Annotated in this window: 17 protein-coding genes; 13 read left to right on the forward strand and 4 right to left on the reverse strand. The window is 70.4% G+C overall.

Features of this window, described 5'->3' with window-relative positions; all coding sequences use genetic code 11:
* The first annotated feature begins 43 nt into the window (after positions 1–43).
* The 7 genes from ACFOY2_RS45425 (at position 44) to ACFOY2_RS45455 (ending at position 10,901) form a co-directional block, all read left to right on the forward strand.
* Positions 44–1,405 (forward strand): FAD-binding oxidoreductase, encoded by a 1,362-nt coding sequence (locus ACFOY2_RS45425; protein WP_379534363.1) that lies wholly within the window; start codon positions 44–46, stop codon positions 1,403–1,405.
* 303 nt (positions 1,406–1,708) lie between these two features.
* The gene (locus ACFOY2_RS45430) at positions 1,709–4,162 is read left to right on the forward strand and encodes a protein kinase domain-containing protein (RefSeq protein ID WP_379534364.1); all 2,454 of its coding nucleotides are present in this window, start codon (positions 1,709–1,711) and stop codon (positions 4,160–4,162) included.
* Between the two features lie 284 nt (positions 4,163–4,446).
* Complete coding sequence (locus ACFOY2_RS45435) at positions 4,447–4,899, forward strand: TetR/AcrR family transcriptional regulator (RefSeq protein ID WP_379534365.1); 453 nt, start codon at positions 4,447–4,449, stop codon at positions 4,897–4,899.
* On the forward strand, positions 4,896–6,488 hold the full coding sequence (locus tag ACFOY2_RS45440; protein ID WP_379534366.1) for an acyl-CoA carboxylase subunit beta: 1,593 nt from the start codon (positions 4,896–4,898) through the stop codon (positions 6,486–6,488). The genes ACFOY2_RS45435 and ACFOY2_RS45440 overlap by 4 nt, the downstream gene beginning before the upstream one ends.
* On the forward strand, positions 6,485–8,374 hold the full coding sequence (locus ACFOY2_RS45445) for an ATP-binding protein (protein WP_379534367.1): 1,890 nt from the start codon (positions 6,485–6,487) through the stop codon (positions 8,372–8,374). The genes ACFOY2_RS45440 and ACFOY2_RS45445 overlap by 4 nt, the downstream gene beginning before the upstream one ends.
* Positions 8,371–9,132, forward strand: a complete 762-nt coding sequence (locus ACFOY2_RS45450) for an enoyl-CoA hydratase-related protein (RefSeq protein WP_379534368.1) — start codon at positions 8,371–8,373, stop codon at positions 9,130–9,132. The genes ACFOY2_RS45445 and ACFOY2_RS45450 overlap by 4 nt, the downstream gene beginning before the upstream one ends.
* Positions 9,129–10,901: an acyclic terpene utilization AtuA family protein gene (locus ACFOY2_RS45455; RefSeq protein ID WP_379534369.1), complete on the forward strand. Its 1,773-nt coding sequence runs from the start codon at positions 9,129–9,131 to the stop codon at positions 10,899–10,901. Before ACFOY2_RS45450 ends, ACFOY2_RS45455 begins: the two co-directional genes overlap by 4 nt.
* Here ACFOY2_RS45455 and ACFOY2_RS45460 read toward each other — a convergent pair.
* Positions 10,843–11,742, reverse strand: coding sequence for an ROK family protein (locus ACFOY2_RS45460; RefSeq protein ID WP_379534370.1), 900 nt, complete (start codon positions 11,740–11,742; stop codon positions 10,843–10,845). The genes ACFOY2_RS45455 and ACFOY2_RS45460 overlap by 59 nt on opposite strands.
* Before the next feature lie 37 nt (positions 11,743–11,779).
* Here ACFOY2_RS45460 and ACFOY2_RS45465 point away from each other — a divergent pair, with 37 nt between their 5' ends.
* From ACFOY2_RS45465 to ACFOY2_RS45490, 6 genes are all read left to right on the forward strand, one after another.
* Complete coding sequence (locus ACFOY2_RS45465) at positions 11,780–12,586, forward strand: GNAT family N-acetyltransferase (protein WP_379534371.1); 807 nt, start codon at positions 11,780–11,782, stop codon at positions 12,584–12,586.
* Positions 12,587–12,646: 60 nt separating this feature from the next.
* Positions 12,647–12,799, forward strand: a complete 153-nt coding sequence (locus ACFOY2_RS45470; RefSeq protein WP_379534372.1) for a hypothetical protein — start codon at positions 12,647–12,649, stop codon at positions 12,797–12,799.
* A 101-nt stretch (positions 12,800–12,900) separates the two neighbouring features.
* Positions 12,901–13,155, forward strand: coding sequence for a hypothetical protein (locus tag ACFOY2_RS45475; protein WP_379534373.1), 255 nt, complete (start codon positions 12,901–12,903; stop codon positions 13,153–13,155).
* Positions 13,156–13,212: 57 nt separating this feature from the next.
* Positions 13,213–14,064 carry a helix-turn-helix domain-containing protein gene (locus tag ACFOY2_RS45480; protein ID WP_379534374.1) on the forward strand — a complete coding sequence of 284 codons (852 nt, stop codon included), beginning with the start codon at positions 13,213–13,215 and terminating at the stop codon, positions 14,062–14,064.
* A 69-nt stretch (positions 14,065–14,133) separates the two neighbouring features.
* Entirely contained in the window at positions 14,134–14,400 is a 267-nt protein-coding gene (locus ACFOY2_RS45485) for a hypothetical protein (protein WP_379534375.1), read from the forward strand.
* A gap of 53 nt (positions 14,401–14,453) precedes the next feature.
* Complete coding sequence (locus ACFOY2_RS45490) at positions 14,454–14,615, forward strand: hypothetical protein (protein WP_379534376.1); 162 nt, start codon at positions 14,454–14,456, stop codon at positions 14,613–14,615.
* 80 nt (positions 14,616–14,695) lie between these two features.
* Here ACFOY2_RS45490 and ACFOY2_RS45495 read toward each other — a convergent pair whose 3' ends face one another.
* From ACFOY2_RS45495 to ACFOY2_RS45505, 3 genes are read right to left on the reverse strand one after another with little or no spacing between them, the layout of a single operon-like run.
* Positions 14,696–15,925: a glycosyltransferase gene (locus tag ACFOY2_RS45495; RefSeq protein WP_379534377.1), complete on the reverse strand. Its 1,230-nt coding sequence runs from the start codon at positions 15,923–15,925 to the stop codon at positions 14,696–14,698.
* Between the two features lie 25 nt (positions 15,926–15,950).
* Positions 15,951–17,306, reverse strand: a complete 1,356-nt coding sequence (locus ACFOY2_RS45500; protein WP_379534378.1) for a sensor histidine kinase — start codon at positions 17,304–17,306, stop codon at positions 15,951–15,953.
* Positions 17,303–18,001, reverse strand: coding sequence for a response regulator transcription factor (locus tag ACFOY2_RS45505; protein ID WP_379534379.1), 699 nt, complete (start codon positions 17,999–18,001; stop codon positions 17,303–17,305). Before ACFOY2_RS45505 ends, ACFOY2_RS45500 begins: the two co-directional genes overlap by 4 nt.
* Positions 18,002–18,141: the final 140 nt, after the last annotated feature.

The raw sequence follows: 18,141 nt of genomic DNA on the forward strand, positions 1-18,141 counted from the left end.
TTTCGCTTAAAGAACTTCCAGCGCAAACCGTAGGGTGTCGCTTGTGAGACCGATTGATGCCTTGGTGAACTCCCTGTCCGAAGCCCGTGTCGTGACCGACCCCGACGTGATCGACTCCTACGCCCGCGACCGGACGTTCGTGGAGCCCGGCAAACCGCTCGGCGTGGTCCTCGCCACCTCCCGTGACGACGTCGTCACCACCATGAAGTGGGCCGGCGAGCACCGGGTGCCGGTGGTGCCGCGCGGCGGGGGCACCGGCCTGGCCGGAGCCTCCATCGGAACGGATGGGTCGATCATCCTGTCGCTGCACAAGATGACCGCGATCAAGGAACTCTCCCCCGCCGACGGGATCGCCGTCGTCGAACCCGGCGTCATCACCGCAGACCTGGACAAGGCCGCCAGGAAGCACGGGCTGATGTACGCGCCCGACCCCTCCTCGTACGAGATCTCCACGATCGGCGGCAACCTGGCGACCAACGCGGGCGGGCTGCGCTGCGTCAAGTACGGCGTGACCAGGGACTCCGCGCTCGGCCTCGAAGTCGTGCTGGCCGACGGCCGGATCCTCGACACCGGGCGGCGCACCATGAAGGGCGTCACCGGCTACGACCTGACCGGCCTGTTCGTCGGCTCGGAGGGCACGCTCGGGGTCATCACCTCGGCCACCGTCCGCCTGCGCCCAGCGCCCACCGCACCGCCCGCGACGTTCGCGGCAGAGTTCGGCTCGCTGCGGGACGCGGGCGCCGCCGTCTCGGCGATCATGGCGGCCGGCTGCCAGCCGTCACTCATGGAACTGCTCGACCGGGCCACGCTGGCGGCCATCGACGAATGGCGCAACATCGGCCTCGAATCCACGACGCAGGCCATGCTGATCGGCCAGTCCGACGCCTCGGACGGCCAGGCCATGGTCGAGAAGATGGAGCGGATCTGCGCGGAGAACGGGGCCTCCTTCGTGGCCGTCTCCTCCAGCCCCGAGGAGACCGAGGAACTGATCGGGCTGCGGCGGCTGGCGTACGGGGCCAAGGAACGTCAGGGTGCCTGCCTGGTCGAGGACGTGTGCGTGCCCCGCTCCCTGCTGCCCGACATGATCACCGCCATCGAGGCGGCGGCCGTCCGGCACGGAGTGAGAATCGCCACCGTGGCGCACGCCGGGGACGGCAACGTGCACCCGGTCTTCATCTTCGACCATGGCGCCGTCGAACCGCCCCCCGAGGTGTGGGCGGCGGCGGACGAGGTCTTCAAGCACGCGCTGAAGCTCGGGGGAACGCTGACCGGGGAGCACGGGGTGGGGCTGCTCAAGCGGCGCTGGCTGGCCCTGGAGGCGGGGCCGGTGGCCTCTGAGGTGCAGCGGAGCATCAAGGCGGTCTTCGACCCGCTGGGCATCCTCAACCCCGGCAAGGCCATCTGACCACCGCACCCCGTTTTGGACGCCGTGTGATCCGTCCCGCGCGGGCGGGCGGAGAGATTTGCGATGGGCTGGGGTGGGTGGCCTGGGTTGGCGTTTGGGGGTGGTTTGATGGATTGTGATCCATTGGAGTGGTGAGGCGCTCTTCACCAAGCCGTGACCTTATGTCTGGAAGCGCACACGACCTGCGACGAAACGCTGACTTCCTTGGTCAAAAGATGAAAGTTCTGGTACGTCCGGCAGACGCCCCAATGTTCACGCTGGTAGCGTTTTACCTCATCTACTGGGTTGTGATGGGGGTCCGACGTGAATCAGTTCCAGCCGTTGGCGGCGGACGATCCGCGGCGGCTGGGGGCGTATGACATCGTCGCCCGGCTCGGCGAGGGCGGCCAGGGCATTGTTTATCTCGGCAAGAGCGACTCCGGGGAGCAGGTAGCGGTCAAGCTGCTGCACAACGCCCTCGTAGCCGACGCCGACGCCAGGACGAGGTTCCTGCGCGAAGTGGCAGTCGCCCAGCGAGTCGCCAGGTTCTGCACCGCTCCAGTGATGCACGCGGATCTCGACGGCAGCCGGCCGTACATCGTCAGCGAGTACGTCCCGGGGCCTTCGCTGCGTGAGATGGTCATCAACGAGGGGCCGCGCCGGGGCGCGGCGCTGGAACGGCTGGCGATCAGTACGGCCACCGCCCTCGCGGCCATCCACCGCGCCGGGATCCTGCACCGCGACTTCAAGCCCGCCAACGTCCTCATGGGGCCAGAAGGTCCCGTGGTGATCGACTTCGGCATCGCCCGCGCCCTCGACTCCCCCGGCGCCACGGCCACGGGGATGGCCATGGGGACGCCCTCCTACCTGGCGCCCGAGCAGCTCAGCGGGGCGGCGGTCTCGGAGGCGGCCGACGTGTTCGCGTGGGGCGTCACGATGGTGTTCGCGGCGACGGGCAAGCCCGCGTTCGGCGCCGACTCCATCCCCGTGGTGATGAACCGGATCCTCAACGAGGAGCCGGAGATCGGCGGCATGGAGGGCACGCTGGGCGACCTGGTGTCCGCCTGCCTGTCGAAGGACCCGACGCAGCGGCCCAGCGCGAACGAGATCATCGTCCAGCTGACCGGGCAACCGGCTCCCAAGGCGGCCGTCGAACCGGTCACGGGCCAGCAGCTCACCGCCCAGCCAGGAAAGTCCGAGCCCACCGGTTCCGGCAAGCCCGCCGGCGCTTCCGCGGGCGCCGGGAGCGGCTCGTCGGCGAACCAGCGCGCCTACCCCGGCCCCTGGACGCTGTCCACGACCGGCCCGCAACCCGTGGGCAACCCGCAGGCCGCAGCCCCGCCGCAGACCGGCCCGTACGGCCGTCCGGCGGCGGCCCAGAACGGCCCCGGCCACCCGACAGCAGGCGGCCCGCCGCCCGGCACCCCAGGCGGTCCGAACCAGGCTCCTGGCGCGAACCAGGTCGGCGGCCCGAACACGCCCGCAGGACCCAACCAGCCCGGCAACGGCCCGCAGGCCCAGCCCGGCGCCCCGGGCGGCCCCAAGACCCCTGGCGGCCCGCATGCGGTCCCAGGCGCGGCCGGTCCCGGCCTGGCCGGTCCGGGTTCAGCTGGTCCGGGCGGCATGGCCGGCCCGGGTTCGGGCGGTGCGGGTTCGGGCGGCGCGGCTGGTCCGGGCATGGTCGGTCCGGGTGCGGCCGGGCTGGGAACGGGTGGCCCTCAGGCAGCGGGGCCCGGGGCTCCGCACGGCGGACCCAACGGTGGTCTCCAGGCTGCCGCGTCGAACATGCCGCCCCAGGGCGGGCCCGGCATGCCCCCTGGCCAGCACCCGCATGGCGCCTTCCAGCCCGGCGGGCCCGGCAACGCGGGCAGCAAGCCGGGTGCCCCCGGTGGGGCGACGCAGCCGGGCAACGACGGCGCGCCCGCGAAGCAGCGCCGTACCCTCACCTTGGCCCTTTCCGGAGCCGCCGCGGCCGCCCTGCTCGTGGTCGTCGGCGCGGTCGTCGTACAGGCGAACAGCAAGCAGCCCCCGGTCGTGGCCATCAACAACACCTCGGGGAACTCCGAAAGCGACGGCTCGGGCGCCGGCCAGGGTGAACCCGCGACGGCCGTGCAGAGCCCGGCCCCCGCGCTGCCCAGCGGCACCTCCCCCGCCGTCCCCACCCTGGACGTGGAGGACCCCCAGGAGACCAAGGAGGCGAAGAAGCCCACCAAGGAGCCCGTCTCCCAGGTCCCGCAGCAGGTCACAGAGGTGCCCAGGCCCCAGACTCAGCCCACGACGAAGAAGCCGGAGCCCAAGCCCACCCCGACCAAGAAGAAGGTCAACGTCATCGAGCCGGACGACCTGGCGGGAACCGGCCAGCCGACCTCCGGCCCCACGTCGACCATTCCCGGCAAGCCGACCAAGAAGCCCACTGCCAAGCCGACCGCCAAGCCCACCCCGACCCTCAAGCCGAACCCGTACTCGGCTGCCTCGGTCTGCGGTTCCGGTTACAAGGTCATCAACTCGCGTTCCCTGGGCAGCGGCGCCACGGTCTACCTGCTGTACAACAGCGGCGCGGGCAAGAACTGCGTGGTCACGATGTCGCGCGTGGTGTGGCCCGGCAAGATGTCGATGAACGCGAGCCTCCAGGTCAAGGGCGGTTCGACCGGGAGCAACCCGGGCAAGTTCACCGCCTACGCGGGCCCGGTCCGGTTGCCGGCCAAGGGCAAGTGCGTGATCTGGGGCGGTTCGTGGGGCGTGCAGAGCTGGAAGTCCGGCTGGACCCACTGCAAGTGACGCCGCTGGTGGGCCCTTGAGCGGTCAAGGGCCCACGTTTCGCCCGTCCACGGCCGTCAACCTGGCACTCGCGATCGTCGTCCTGCCGATTCGCGCCGGGCCGGGGCGCTGATAGGCGAACCAGGTCCGCCGTCGTTGTTGGCATGGCCTCAACATTCACGCCGAGGACCGCCGTTCCTGGTGATCATCGCGACGCCGAGCGTGCGCCGCCCCCTCTCCTCCTGCGCAATGCGCTCATGCCCTGAACGCGGAAGTTGAGCCCACTGTGGGTTAATGTACTTGACGTGATCGTCAGGTCTTCGGCCCCGACGTCCAAGGGCAGGCGGACACGTGCCGTCCTGCTGCAAGCCGGGCGCGAGGCGTTCGAGGAGCACGGGTACGACGCCGTGCGGATCGACGACGTGTGGGCGCGGGCCGGGGTCTCGCACGGCACCTTCCACACCTACTTCCGCTCCAAGGAAGCGCTGTTCGGCGACCCCTACGCCCGCGTCGAGGCGGCGAACCGGCTCTACCTGCGTGCCTGGGCCGCGAACTCCCGGCTCGTACGGATGCTGGAGCAGGCCGCGACCGCCGACGACCCGAGTCAGAACGGCCCGTCGCCGCCCACGAGACCTCTCCCTCAGCACGTTGGGCAGCAGGAACACGGGGCGGCCGGCGGTGGAGGGGCGAGGCGGGAGAGGACAGGGGCGGCGGAGGGCAGGGTGGTGGCGGTGGATGAGGAGGTGGGGTTGCGATGATCAGGAGCAGGCTCGATCCGGGAGGCGCCGACTACCGGAGCCGCCGTGAGGCGATGCTGGGCAAGCTGGCCGACCTGGACGCCGAGCAGGCCAAGGCGGTGGCAGGGGGCGGTGAGAAGTACGTGGAGCGGCACCGCGGCCGGGGCAAGCTCCTGGCCAGGGAGCGCATCGAGTTGCTGGTCGACCCCGACTCCCCCTTCCTGGAGTTGTCGCCGCTGGCCGCCTGGGGCAGTGAGTTCCCCGTCGGGGCGAGCGTGGTCTGCGGGATCGGGGTGGTCGAGGGCGTCGAGTGCGTGATCACGGCGAACGATCCCACGGTCCGGGGCGGCGCATCCAATCCGTGGACGCTGAAGAAGTCACTGCGGGCGGCCGACATCGCGTTCCAGAACCGGCTGCCGTACGTGAATCTCGTCGAGAGCGGCGGCGCGGACCTGCCGACGCAGAAGGAGATCTTCATCCCGGGCGGCCGGATATTTCGGGACCTGACCAGGCTGTCGGCGGCGGGCATCCCCACCGTCGCGCTCGTGTTCGGGAACTCCACGGCGGGTGGAGCGTATGTGCCCGGCATGAGCGACTACGTGGTGATGGTGCGGGAACGAGCGAAAGTGTTCCTGGGCGGCCCACCGCTGGTGAAGATGGCGACCGGGGAGGAATCGGACGACGAGTCCTTGGGCGGTGCCGACATGCACGCCCGGGTGAGCGGCCTGGCCGACTACCTGGCCGAGGACGAACACGACGCGTTGCGCATCGGGCGCTCGATCATCAGGTCGCTGAACTGGCGCAAGCAGGGCACGATGCCGCTCGAACCCGTACAGGAGCCGAAATATCCGGTGGACGAGCTCCTCGGCATCGTCCCAGAAGACCTCAAGATCCCCTTCGACCCCCGCGAGGTGATCGCCCGGGTGGTGGACGCCAGCGCGTTCGAGGAGTTCAAGCCCGCTTACGGCGCCTCGCTCGTGACGGGCTGGGCCCGGATCCACGGCTACCCGGTGGGCGTGCTGGCGAACGCGCGCGGCGTGCTGTTCAGCGAGGAGTCGCAGAAGGCCACGCAGTTCATCCAGCTCGCCAACCAGTCGCGCACGCCGCTGATCTTCCTGCAGAACACGACCGGCTACATGGTCGGCAAGGACTACGAGCAGGGCGGCATCATCAAGCACGGCGCCATGATGATCAACGCGGTGTCCAACTCGACCGTCCCCCACCTCACGATCGTCATGGGCGCCTCGTACGGCGCGGGCAACTACGGCATGTGCGGCCGGGCGTACGAGCCGCGCTTGCTGTTCAGCTGGCCGAGCGCCAAGTCGGCGGTGATGGGCCCGGCGCAGCTCGCCGGGGTGCTGTCCATCGTGGGCCGGGCGTCGGCGCAGGCCAAGGGGCAGGTGTACGACGAGGAGGCCGACGCGGCCATGCGCGCGATGGTGGAGGCCCAGATCGAGGCCGAGTCGCTGCCGTTCTTCCTGTCGGGCCGCCTCTACGACGACGGGGTGATCGATCCGCGCGACACGCGTACCGTCCTGGGCATGTGTTTGTCGGCCGTCAACAGCGCGCCGGTGCCCGAAACAGCGGGATTCGGGGTGTTCCGGCCGTGATCAACCGTCTACTCGTCGCGAACCGGGGCGAGATCGCCCGCCGCGTCTTCCGTACCTGCGGGTCTCTCGGCATCTCCACGGTCGCCGTCTTCTCCGACGCCGACGCGGACGCGCCGCACGTGGCCGAGGCCGACCTCGCGGTACGGCTGCGCGGCGTCCGGCCCGCCGAAACGTACCTGGACATCGAACGCATCCTGGACGCCTGCCGCGCCACCGGCGCCGACGCCGTTCACCCCGGCTACGGCTTCCTGTCCGAGAACGCCGGCTTCGCGCAGGCCGTGCTCGACGCCGGGCTCGTCTGGGTCGGCCCGCCGTCTGCGGCGATCGCGGCCATGGGATCGAAGATCGAGGCCAAGCGGCTGATGGCGGAGGCCGGGGTGCCGGTGCTGCCGTCGCTGGACGTGGCCGCGCCCGGAGAGTTTCCTGTGCTGGTCAAGGCGTCCTCGGGGGGTGGCGGGCGCGGGATGCGGATCGTGCGCGAGCCCGGCGAACTGGCCCGTGAGGTCGAGTCGGCGCGGCGGGAGGCGGCCTCGGCGTTCGGCGACGGGGAGGTGTTCGTGGAGCCGCTGCTGGAGGCCGCCAGGCACGTCGAGGTGCAGGTGCTGGCCGACCGGCACGGGCAGGTGTGGGCGCTGGGCGAACGTGAGTGCAGCGTGCAGCGGCGGCACCAGAAGGTCGTCGAGGAGTGCCCGTCACCGGGGATCTCACCGCAGATGCGCGAGCGGCTCTGCGAGGCGGCCGTCAGGGCCGCGCGGACGATCGGCTACGTCGGGGCCGGGACCGTGGAGTTCCTGGTCAAGGGGGATCGGGTGGCGTTCCTGGAGATGAACACCCGGCTCCAGGTCGAACATCCGGTCACCGAGCTGGTCTACGGCGTGGACCTCGTCCGGCTGCAACTGGAGGTGGCCGAAGGGGCGCCGCTGCCCGCATCGCCGCCCGAGCCCGCCGGACACGCGGTGGAGGTACGGCTTTATGCGGAGGACAGCGATTACGTCCCGCAAACTGGGGTGTTGCGGCGGTTCGAGGTCGCTGGGGACGTACGCGTGGATTCCGGGGTGGAGTCCGGGTCGGTGATCTCGCCGCACTACGACGCGATGCTGGCGAAGGTCGTCGCGCACGGCCCGTCCCGGGCGGAGGCGGTGCGGAAACTGGTCACGGCGCTGCGGCGGGCACGGCTCCACGGCCTCACGACCAACCGCGATCTGCTCCTGAGAATCCTGACAAGCCCCGACTTCCAGGCGGGCGCCACCCACACCGACTTCCTCTCCCCAACCGGCCCGAACGCCCCCCTGGACGGTGAGATCCGCTCGGATGCGGTGGTGTGGGGCCTTGTCGGGCTGGCGGCGGCGTTGGCCGTGGCGGCGGGGAACCGTGATCGTGCGACCGTCCTGGCGAGCCTGCCCTCCGGCTGGCGCAACGTGCGTTCCGCGCCCCGCCGGGCCGTCTTCGAGGAGGCCGAGGTCGTCTACGACCCGCTGCCCGACGGCGTCACCACGGTCAGCGCGCGCCCGCACCGGGTGGTGCTCGAACGCGACGGCGTCCGCCACGCCTTCGACATCGCCCAGTACGAGCCGGACGGCAAGGTCTACGTGGACCATGCGGACGGCTGCGCCGAGCTGACCCCGCTCCCGCGCCTGCCCGAGCCGGTCGACCATGTCGCACCGGGTTCGCTGCTGGCGCCCATGCCGGGAAACGTGCTGCGGGTCGAGGTGGAGCCCGGCGACCGGGTCACCAAGGGCCAGGCGGTGCTGGTGCTGGAGGCGATGAAGATGGAGCATCGGATCGCCGCGCCTGCCGACGGCGTGGTCTCCGGCGTACACGTCGAGAAGGGCCGGCAGGTCGAGGCGGGTGCCGTGCTGGCGATCATCCAGGAGGAGGACCGATGACGAGCCTGGTACACAAGGAGTTGGCGGACGGCGTCGCCACGATCACGCTGGACTCGCCGCCGAACCGCAACGCGCTGTCCGTACGCCTCCTGGAGGAGCTGCGCGAGCACCTCTCCTGGGCGCTGGCCGAGCCGGAGGCCAGGGTGATCGTGCTGACCGCCACCGGGAACGTGTTCTCCTCAGGCGCCGACCTGAAGGAGCAGCGCGCGGCGGGCGCGCCCATCACGGGGGCTCTTCCCGAGATCATGACGCTGCTCTGGGAGAGCGCGAAGCCGGCCGTCTGCCGGCTCAACGGCACCGCGCGGGCGGGCGGCCTGGGCCTGGTGGCCTCCTGCGACTTCGCGATCGCGCCGCTGACGGCGTCGTTCGCGTTCACGGAGGTACGTCTCGGCGTCGTGCCCGCCATGATCTCGGTGCCGGTGCTCAGGAGGCTCGACCCCAGGGCGGCGGCCGAATACTTCCTGACGGGCGAGGTGTTCGACGCCGCCAGGGCGGCCGAGATCGGGCTGCTGTCGCGGGCCGTACCGGAGGAGGAGTTGGACGCGACGGTCGCGCACTACGCCGAGATGCTGATCAAGGGCGGCCCTGAGGCGGTGGCCCTGACGAAGCGGCTGGTCAGGGATGTGCCCAAGCTGTCGTTCGAGGACGGGCTGAGGCGGATGACGGAGCTGTCGGCCGAACGGTTCACCTCGCAGGAGGGGCAGGAGGGCATCGCGGCGTTCTGGGAGAAGCGCCCGCCGAAGTGGGCCGCGCGATGACGCTGCGGGTCGCCAACTGCAGCGGCTTCTACGGCGACCGTCTCTCGGCCGCCAAGGAGATGGTCGAGGGCGGCCCGATCGACGTGCTGACGGGCGACTGGCTGGCCGAGCTGACCATGCTGATCCTCGCCGGCAACCGGCTCAAGGGCCGTCCCGGGTACGCGCCCACGTTCCTGCGCCAGCTGGAGGACGTCCTCGGGCCCTGCCTGGACAGAGGCATCAAGATCGTGTCGAACGCGGGCGGACTGGACCCCGCCGGATGCGCCGAGGCCGTCCACGAACTGGCCGCCAAACTGGGCCTGTCCCCCGCGATCGCGCACGTGACGGGCGACGACCTCACCGGCCGCGACCTCGACCTGGTCAACGCCGACACCGGCGAACGCTTCGCCGGCACGCCCCTGACCGCCAACGCCTACCTCGGGGGCCGCCCGATCGCCGCCGCCCTGTCGGCGGGCGCCGACGTCGTGGTGACCGGCCGCGTGACCGACGCCGCGCTGGTGACGGGGCCGGGCATCTGGCGGTACGGGTGGGGTCCCGGCGACCTCGACCCGCTGGCGGGGTCGGTGGTCGCGGGCCACATCATCGAGTGCGGCTGCCAGGCCACGGGCGGCAACTACGCGTTCTTCCAGGACGTACCGGACCTGGCGCACTGCGGCTTCCCGATCGCCGAGCTCCGCGCCGACGGGTCGGCGGTGATCACCAAGCACCCCGGCACCGGCGGGCTGGTGTCCGTGGGGACGGTCACGGCGCAGCTCGTGTACGAACTCGGCAGCCCCTGCTACCTCGGCCCCGACGTCGTGGCCCGCTTCGACACGATCACCCTGTCGCAGGAGGGGCCCGATCGTGTCCTGGTCTCCGGCGTCCGGGGGGAGCCGCCGCCGGACACGCTCAAGGTCGCCGTCAACTACCTGGGCGGATACCGCAACACGATGACGCTGGTCCTGACGGGGCTCGACATCGAGGCCAAGGCGCGGGCGGCGCAGGCGGCGATCTGGGCGAGAATTCCGCGGGAGTCGTTCGACGAGGTCGACGTGTCGCTGTCGGAATCGGGGCTGCTGCGCATCACCGTCATGGACGCCGACCAGCGCCTCGCCGGGCGTGCCTTCTCCTCGGCCGTGGTGGAGACGGGGCTGGCCAGCTACCCGGGCTTCTACGGCCTCACCCCACCGGGCAACGCCTCACCGTTCGGGGTCTACTGGCCTGTACTGATCCCGGCCACGGAGGTCCGCCCCCAGGTCTTCCTGAACGGCCGAGAACTCCCCCTCGACACCACCACCCCACCGCACTCCCCCGCTCCGAGTCGGCGAGAAGCGGACCGGCGGAGCCAAGCGTCCCAGACGGCCGGCGACGGGCACCAAGTGCCGGCGGTCGGTGGTCAAGGAGCCGGGGGTGCTGGGAGGGTGCGTGTTCCGTTGGGGTGGATTGCCGGGGCGCGTTCAGGGGACAAGGGCGGGAACGCGAACCTGGGCGTCTGGACCGATACCCCCGACCGCTACCGCTGGCTGGTCACCCACCTGACCACGGAAACCCTCAAAACCCTCCTCCCCGCCCTGGCTCCCCACCGCGTAGAACGCCACGAGCTCCCCAATCTCAAAGCGATCAACTTCGTCATCCACGGCCTTCTCGGCAGGGGTGTGGCGGCGAGCCCTCGGATGGACCCGCAGGCCAAGGCGCTGGGTGAGGAGTTGCGCGCCCAGCCGGTGGACGTGCCTAGCCCGCTGGCACCGCCCGCCACCCCAGCAGCCCCGCCCCCAGCAGCCCGGCCCTGATCCCCAGCCCGGAGGCGACCACGTCCGGGGGACGGCGGAAGGCCAGGCGGGCGCCGAGCCGTTCGCGGAGCGGCACGAGCAGCGTGTCTCCTGCCAGCGAGACCCCGCCGCCGATCACCACCGTGGCCGGATCCAGCAGCAGGGTGTAGGTGGCCAGGGCAAGAGCGAGGGCTTCCACGGCCTCGTCCCACACCTGCACGGCCGGCGGATCGCCCTCGGCGACCCGCCGCACGACGTCGGCCGCCGACGGCGAGCCGCACCGGGCCGCGACGGCCCCTCCGGAGGAGTACGCCGCCAGGCAGCCCCGCTGCCCGCACCGGCACGCCAACCCCTCAGGCCATACCGGGATATGTCCGATCTGCCCCGCCCATCCATCAGCGCCCCCGTATAAGCCCCCGTTCAACCCCCCAGAAAGCACCACAGCTCCCGCGATCCCCGTCCCGATGGGGAGGAACAGCACGTCGTCCCCGCCGACCCCGTAAGCCAGCTCGGCCTCCCCGGCCGAGCGCACGTCGTGCCCCAGCGCCACGGGCAGATCCACGTCCGTGAAGGACGCGACCGGCACGTCCCGCCACCCGAAGGCGGCCGAGAAGACGGCGTGCGTGGGTGTGACCAGCCCGGGAACGGCCAGCCCCACAGCCCGGGGCACCAGCCCGTCACGCGGCCGCGCGAGATCTCCGACAAATCGCGAAATGGCGTTGATCACCCCGCTCTGCGGCGTCGGACGGCGCTCGTCGTACAGTACTGTCCCGTCACGGCCGACGAGCCCGCCCTTCATCGTCGTACCGCCGACGTCCACGGCGGCAACGCACTCCGTCCCGGTCCCTGCAGAAGAAATCACTTTGAGATCAACCTCCTCCATCGAGAAAGATTCCCCCATGCTCATCCGCCGCCTCACCCCCGCCGACCTCGACGACTGCGCCCTTCTCGCGAAAGACCGAGGCTGGCTGCCCGAGCGCCACAAGTGGCGCCTGCTGTTCGAGGTCGGCGAGCCGTACGGCATCGACGCCCCCGACGGCGACGGCCTGGCCGCCACGAACATCCTGACCCGCTACGGCAAGGACCAGGCCGTGATCAGCATGGTCCTGACGGCTTCCAGGTTCGGCAGGCAGGGCATCGCCCGCAAGCTCATGGAGCACGTCCTCGACCAGGCGGGCGAGCGCACCGTGTCGCTGTATGCCACCGACAACGGCCGCCCGCTCTACGAACGGCTCGGCTTCCGGGTCGTCGGCGCGGCGGCCAAGCACACGGGCGTCTTCTCGGGCGAGCCGTCCGGGCGCACCCGCCCCGCCACGGAGGCGGACCTCGACGGCATCCTCGCGCTGGACGCCGAGTTGTTCGGCACGGACAGGTCGGCGGTGCTGCGGCGGATGTTCGGGTTCGGGCTGCGGGTCAGGGTCGCGGACGGGGGCTTCGGCCACTGCTGGCGCAACGACGACAACACGGTGATCGGCCCGGTCGTGGCCAGGGACGCGGCCACCGCGCGGGCGCTGATCGGCGACCTGGCGCTGGACGCGGGCGGCGAGGTGCGGATGGACTTCGACCTGGACAGACAGGACATGATCACCTGGGCCGGCGGGCACGGCATCGGCGCGCCGTGGCAGGTCTCGCGCATGGTGCGCGGCGGCGACCTGCCCGGTGACCTGACCTGCCAGTATCTGCCGTTCATGCAGGCGCTGGGTTGACCGCGTCGGCGGCGCTCTCATAGGGTCGCCGCCAGAATATGGTTCTGTCGAAAGGCGGCCATGACCCCTGCCCACATCGACGTCGTGCTGGAGGGCACCCATGCGCGCGCGTTCGCCGGCAAGGCGCCCAGGGACATCGGAGACGAACTGCACGCGGCGGCGTTGGGGCTGTTCGAGCGGGCAGGGGAGTTCATGGAGGGGATTCTTCACTGACCCTTAACCGATTTCCGGAAAACGATCACGTCCGCAATCCCCGAGTCCTACAATTGCGCGCAATTGCATCGCGCTACTTTCGGGGAAGGATCGTCATGCGAATGCGGTTCCTCGGCTCCACATCGGAGGCGGGCGCCTGTCCCACCCTTTACGAAACCGACCGCGGCACCATCGTCGTGCAGGGGTTGCGGGTCACCGACGCGGAGGCCCTCGCCGACCTGCGCGACGTCCTCGACGGCGAAACAGCGGTCGAGGTCCCCCGCGAACTCATCACCCAGATCGCCCGCCAAGTCCTCCCGGACGAATCGGCAACCGCTTTCCCGACCAGCGCGGGAACACCATCCGCAACCAGTTGATCACAATTGCGACCGACGCTGGCATGATCAGCACAACCGGGGTTAGCCTCTTTCGGCGTGACGTCCTTTCAACAGGCGCGCATCGACCTCGGCGGCCAACTGCGTCAGTTGCGCGAGGCGGCCCACCTGTCGGGCAAGGAGCTGGCAGAGCGGCTGCGCTGGCAGCCCTCCAAGGTCTCGCGCCTGGAGAACGCCCGGCAGACGGCCACCGAGGATGACGTCGTCGTGTGGGCGCAGGCCGTAGGCGCCTCGCCCGACACGACCGACGAGCTGATCCGCGAGGCCATCGGGCTGGTCGAACGGCACGACAGCTGGAAGCAGCGCTACCGCAGCGGCCTGGCCGCCATCCAGGAGGACCTGCGCGACCTCGAAGCGCGCACGAAACTGTTCCGCGCCTTCGAACCGGGCATCGTCATGGGCCTGCTGCAGACCGCCGAGTACGCCAGGCACGTCTTCCGCAAGGTCAAGCGCCTCTACAGCGCCGCCGACCAGATCGACGCGGCCGTGCGGGTGCGGATGCAACGCCAGGAGATCCTCTACGACCGCACCAGGACGTTCAGGTTCGTGGTGCCCGAGGCAGCGCTGCACACGACCCTGGCGCCCGCCGACGTGATGCGCGGCCAGCTCGACCGGCTGCTGGCCGTCAGCACACTGCCGAACGTCGAGTTCGGCGTGATCCCCTTCGGCGTCGAACTCCCGTCCGCGCCGGTCAACGGCTTCTGGATCTACAACGAGGCCCTGGTGGGCGTGGCCACGATGACGAAGGACCTGACCCTGCGCGATCCGGACGACATCGCCTTCTACGTCCAGGCGTTCGACGGCTTCGCCAAGGTGGCCGAGTTCGGTGAAGGGGGGCGTGACATCATCATTAACATTCTTCACGAGTATCGGAAACAAGCTACACATTAAGCTCAGCAATTGCTTGCCTCCCGCCCCAAGATCGTGCAATTCTGTCGCGAGACGTTGCGGAGGTGACGCATGATGCTCGATACCGCGCTCTGCCTCGAGCGGTTCGCCTGGCACGCGGGTCGCCACGCCGACCTGTCGATCCAGAGCGTCGCGCTGGCGAGCGATCCTGCGTACGTGTCGGTCCGCAACCGCTTCTCGGCCACCCTCGCCGAGACCGTGACCTGCTCCGACGAGGGCGCCTTCATCACCTCGTGGGGCTACCGCCTCGGCACCGCGGAAGACGTCGAGTCCGCCGCGGCCCGGCTGGCCTTCCTCCTGGCCGCGCTCCCCGCCTGACCGCACCGCGCCGCGATCGGGATGACGGCACTCCTGATGATCGTCGCCAGGCCGTGGCCGATGAGGCAGAGCAGCAGGTAGACGCCGACGAGCGCCCCGAGGCCGGTCACCGCGCCGTCGTGCGCGGCGAGATGGCCGGGGGCCGTAACCAGGACGGCAGCGGGGACCCCGGCCACGACGACCACGGACAGCTTCGCCGCGTACAGCGTCTCTGATTGGCATAACGGTGCACCAGTTCGTCCTGGAATCCGAAACGATATCCTGGATCAGCAGCCCGCCTTGTACAGGAGCTTGCTCACCTCCGGCTGGTCCACGTTCTGCTTGGTGACGATGGTGGCGTCCGTGAGGATCGACGGGACGTCCTGCGCTTGGGGTTGAAGACCCACACGCGCAGCAGCATGAAGCGGACGAATGTGGCGCAGGCGTTGGCGATGATGACCGCGACGAGCTCGGCCCCGTGCGAGACCCCGTCGGGCAGCAGGGCGAGGCTGCCCGAGGTGAGCGTGAGCCCGACGAGGAAGGCGATCAGGCCCTCGAGCTGGTGCCGCACGGCACCGTCCGGGCCCTTGACGCCGAAGGTGAAGCGGCGGTTGGCGGCGGTGTTGGCCACGGCGGTGACCAGCAGCGCGATCGCGTTGGCGGCCTGCGGCGAGATCGCCTGCCGCAACATCGAGAACAGCACGAGGTAGGCCAGTGTGCTGAACACGCCGACGATCGCGAACCTGGGCAGTTGCCTGGCCATGCCCTTCGGCAGCTCGGCCTGTTCCACGCGGGCGGGCATGGGGATGCGGGCGGCCCCTGACAACGTCTTGCGCGCCACTCTGGCCAGGCCGCGCAGGTCGTCGAGGGCGGTCCGCAGGATGTCGACCCGGCTGTCCGGATCGTCCACCCAGTCCACGGGCACCTCGTGGATGCGCAGCCCGTGCCGCTCGGCGAGCAGCAGCAGCTCGGTGTCGAAGAACCACTGCTCGTCCTCGACGCCGGGCAGCAGCGCCTGCGCGATCTCCGTGCGCACGGCCTTGAAGCCGCACTGCGCGTCGGAGAACCCGGCGCCCATGACGGAGCGGAGCAGCAGGTTGTACGAGCGGGAGATGAACTCGCGCTTCGGCCCGCGCTCCACCCGCGACGACCTGGCCAGGCGGGTGCCGATGGCCAGGTCGCTGTGCCCGGACAGCAGCGGCGCCACCAGCGGCAGGAACGCGTCGAGGTCGGTGGACAGGTCCACGTCCATGTAGCTGACGACGTCGGCCTCGCTGATGGACCAGACGCGGCGCAGCGCCCGTCCCCGGCCCTTCTCGTCGAGGTGCACGGCGCGAACGTGCGGCAGCTCTTCGGCCAGTTCCGTGGCGATCCGCCAGGTGTCGTCGGTGCTGGCGTTGTCGGCGATCGTGATGCGGAAGCCGTAGGGGAAGGTGCCGGACAGGTAGGTCTGCAGACGGGTGATGCTCGCGCGCAGCGCCCGCTGCTCGTTGTAGACCGGGACGACCACCTCGACCAGGCGGGTCCGCACTGCTGTTGTCTCCATACCGCCAAGCTCACGATTCGGGTCTTTAACGCGACTTATCCGATTCTGAGTTACGAAGGTGACTTCCCGGAAGGTCCATTGTTGCTACCGCCCCGCCACCTGGCGCGTTCGCCAGGCGTACCTGTCCGCCGGCCTCCGCGACGGCCTGCGCGACGATCGCCAGGCCCAGGCCCGACCCGGGCAGGGCGCGCGCCGACGGGGAGCGCCAGAACCGCTCGAAGACGTGCGGCAACTCATCCTCGTTCAGTCCTGGCCCGTGGTCGCGTACGGTCAGGCGGCCGCCGTCCAGCCTGACCTCGACGCGGCCTCCCGGGCTGAACTTGGCGGCGTTGTCGATGAGGTTGAGCACGGCGCGTTCCAGTGAGGCGGCGCTGCCGACGACGTACCAGGGGCTGAGCTCGGTGACCACGTCGGCGCCGCGCAGCCTGGCGCGCTCGACGGCGGCCGTCACCACCTCGTGGAAGCCCAGCTCGACGTGGGGCTCGTGGTCGTGGTCGCCCCTGGCGAGCTGGAGCAGATCGGCGACGAGCGTGGACAGCTCGGCGAACTGGGCTTTGACGTTGACCAGCAGGCGCTCCTTGGCCCCCGGGTCGAGGCTGCGTCCGGTCTGCTCGCTGCGCAGCAGCAGGTCGATGTTGGTGCGCAGGGTGGTGAGGGGGGTGCGCAGCTCGTGTCCCGCGTCGCCGACGAGTTGGCGCTGGCGCTCCCTGGAGCCGGCCAGGGCGGCGGTCATGGCGTTGAAGGAGGAGCTCAGGCGGGCGATCTCGTCGCTGCCCTCGACGGGGATGCGGGTGTCGAGGTCCTCGGTCTGCGCGATGTGCTCGACCGCCTTGGTGAGCTGCTGCACCGGGCGCAGCGCCGTGCGGGAGATGGTCAGGCCCGCCCAGGCCGCGCCGAGCACGCCGAGGGCGGAGATGGTGCCGAGCGCGAGCGCCGTGTCGCGCAGCGTGGTGTTGACGTGGTAGAAGGGCCTGGCCTCCAGGACCGCCACGCCGGGGGCGAAGTTCGTGGTCACCACGCGGACCGGCTTGCCCACACGGTTCACCCCGTTGCGGAAGATCGGCTCGGGCAGGGGGTGCTCCACCGCCGCCATGTCCTCCTGGGTCGCCACGACGGGCGGGCCGATCGAGCACGTCCCGCCGTCGGGGTAGAGCAGGGTCGCCGAGTCGTGGAACTGCTGCGGCGAGCCCTCCGGGGAGCAGGCCTTGACGAGGAACTCGCGGTCCTTGTCGCTCTCGGGTTCGAGGATGGTCTGGTCGAGCTGCCGGATCAGCCGGTCCTGCAGGACGAGCCACGACAGCGCGGCGCAGAGCATGATGGCGACCGCGACGGCCGCCGTGACGAGGATGGTCAGCCGCGAGCGCAGGCTGCTTCCTCTCATGGCGTGGCCCGCAACACGTATCCCACCCCGCGCACCGTGTGGATCACGCGCGGCTCGCCCCCTGCCTCGGTCTTGCGCCGCAGGTACATCACGTACACGTCGAGCGAGTTGGAGGTCGGCTCGAAGTCGAAGCCCCACACCTCGCTCAGGATCTGGTCCCTGGTCAGCACCTGACGCGGGTGCGCCAGGAACAACTCCATCAGCAGGTATTCGGTCCTGGTCAGGTCGAGCCTGCGCGAGCCGCGGGTGACCTCCCTGGCCGCCAGGTCCATGCGCAGGTCGCCGTAGGAGAGCGTGTCGTCCTCGGGGGCGCCGGAGCTCAGCGCGCCCCGCCGCAGCAGGGCGCGCACCCTGGCCAGCAGCTCGTCCAGCTCGAACGGCTTGACCAGGTAGTCGTCGGCGCCCGCGTCGAGCCCCGACACCCGGTCGCCGACCGCGTCGCGGGCCGTGAGCATCAGCACGGGGATGTGGTTGCCCGACGCCCGCAGCCGGCGGCACGTGGTGAGCCCGTCGAGCCTGGGCATCATGACGTCGAGCAGGACCGCGTCGTAGGATCCCTCGGCCAGCGCCTCCAGCGCCGCCTGCCCGTCGCCGGCGGTGACGACCTCGTACCCCTCGAACTCGAGGCTCGACTGCAGAGCCTCGAGCAACGCGGGCTCGTCGTCCACCACCAGCAACCGTGCGGGCTCACTCATATGGCAAACGCTAGAGGTTCATCATGAAAAGGCGATGAACGCCTCTGTAGATCACCAGACGACGGGCAGGGTGTCGAGCCCGAAGATGGCGCCGTCGGACTTCAGCGACAACTCCTCGTCGGGCGCCTCGACGCGCAGGC

Source organism: Nonomuraea purpurea (assembly GCF_042650645.1).
In the GTDB taxonomy this organism is placed as follows: domain Bacteria; phylum Actinomycetota; class Actinomycetes; order Streptosporangiales; family Streptosporangiaceae; genus Nonomuraea; species Nonomuraea purpurea.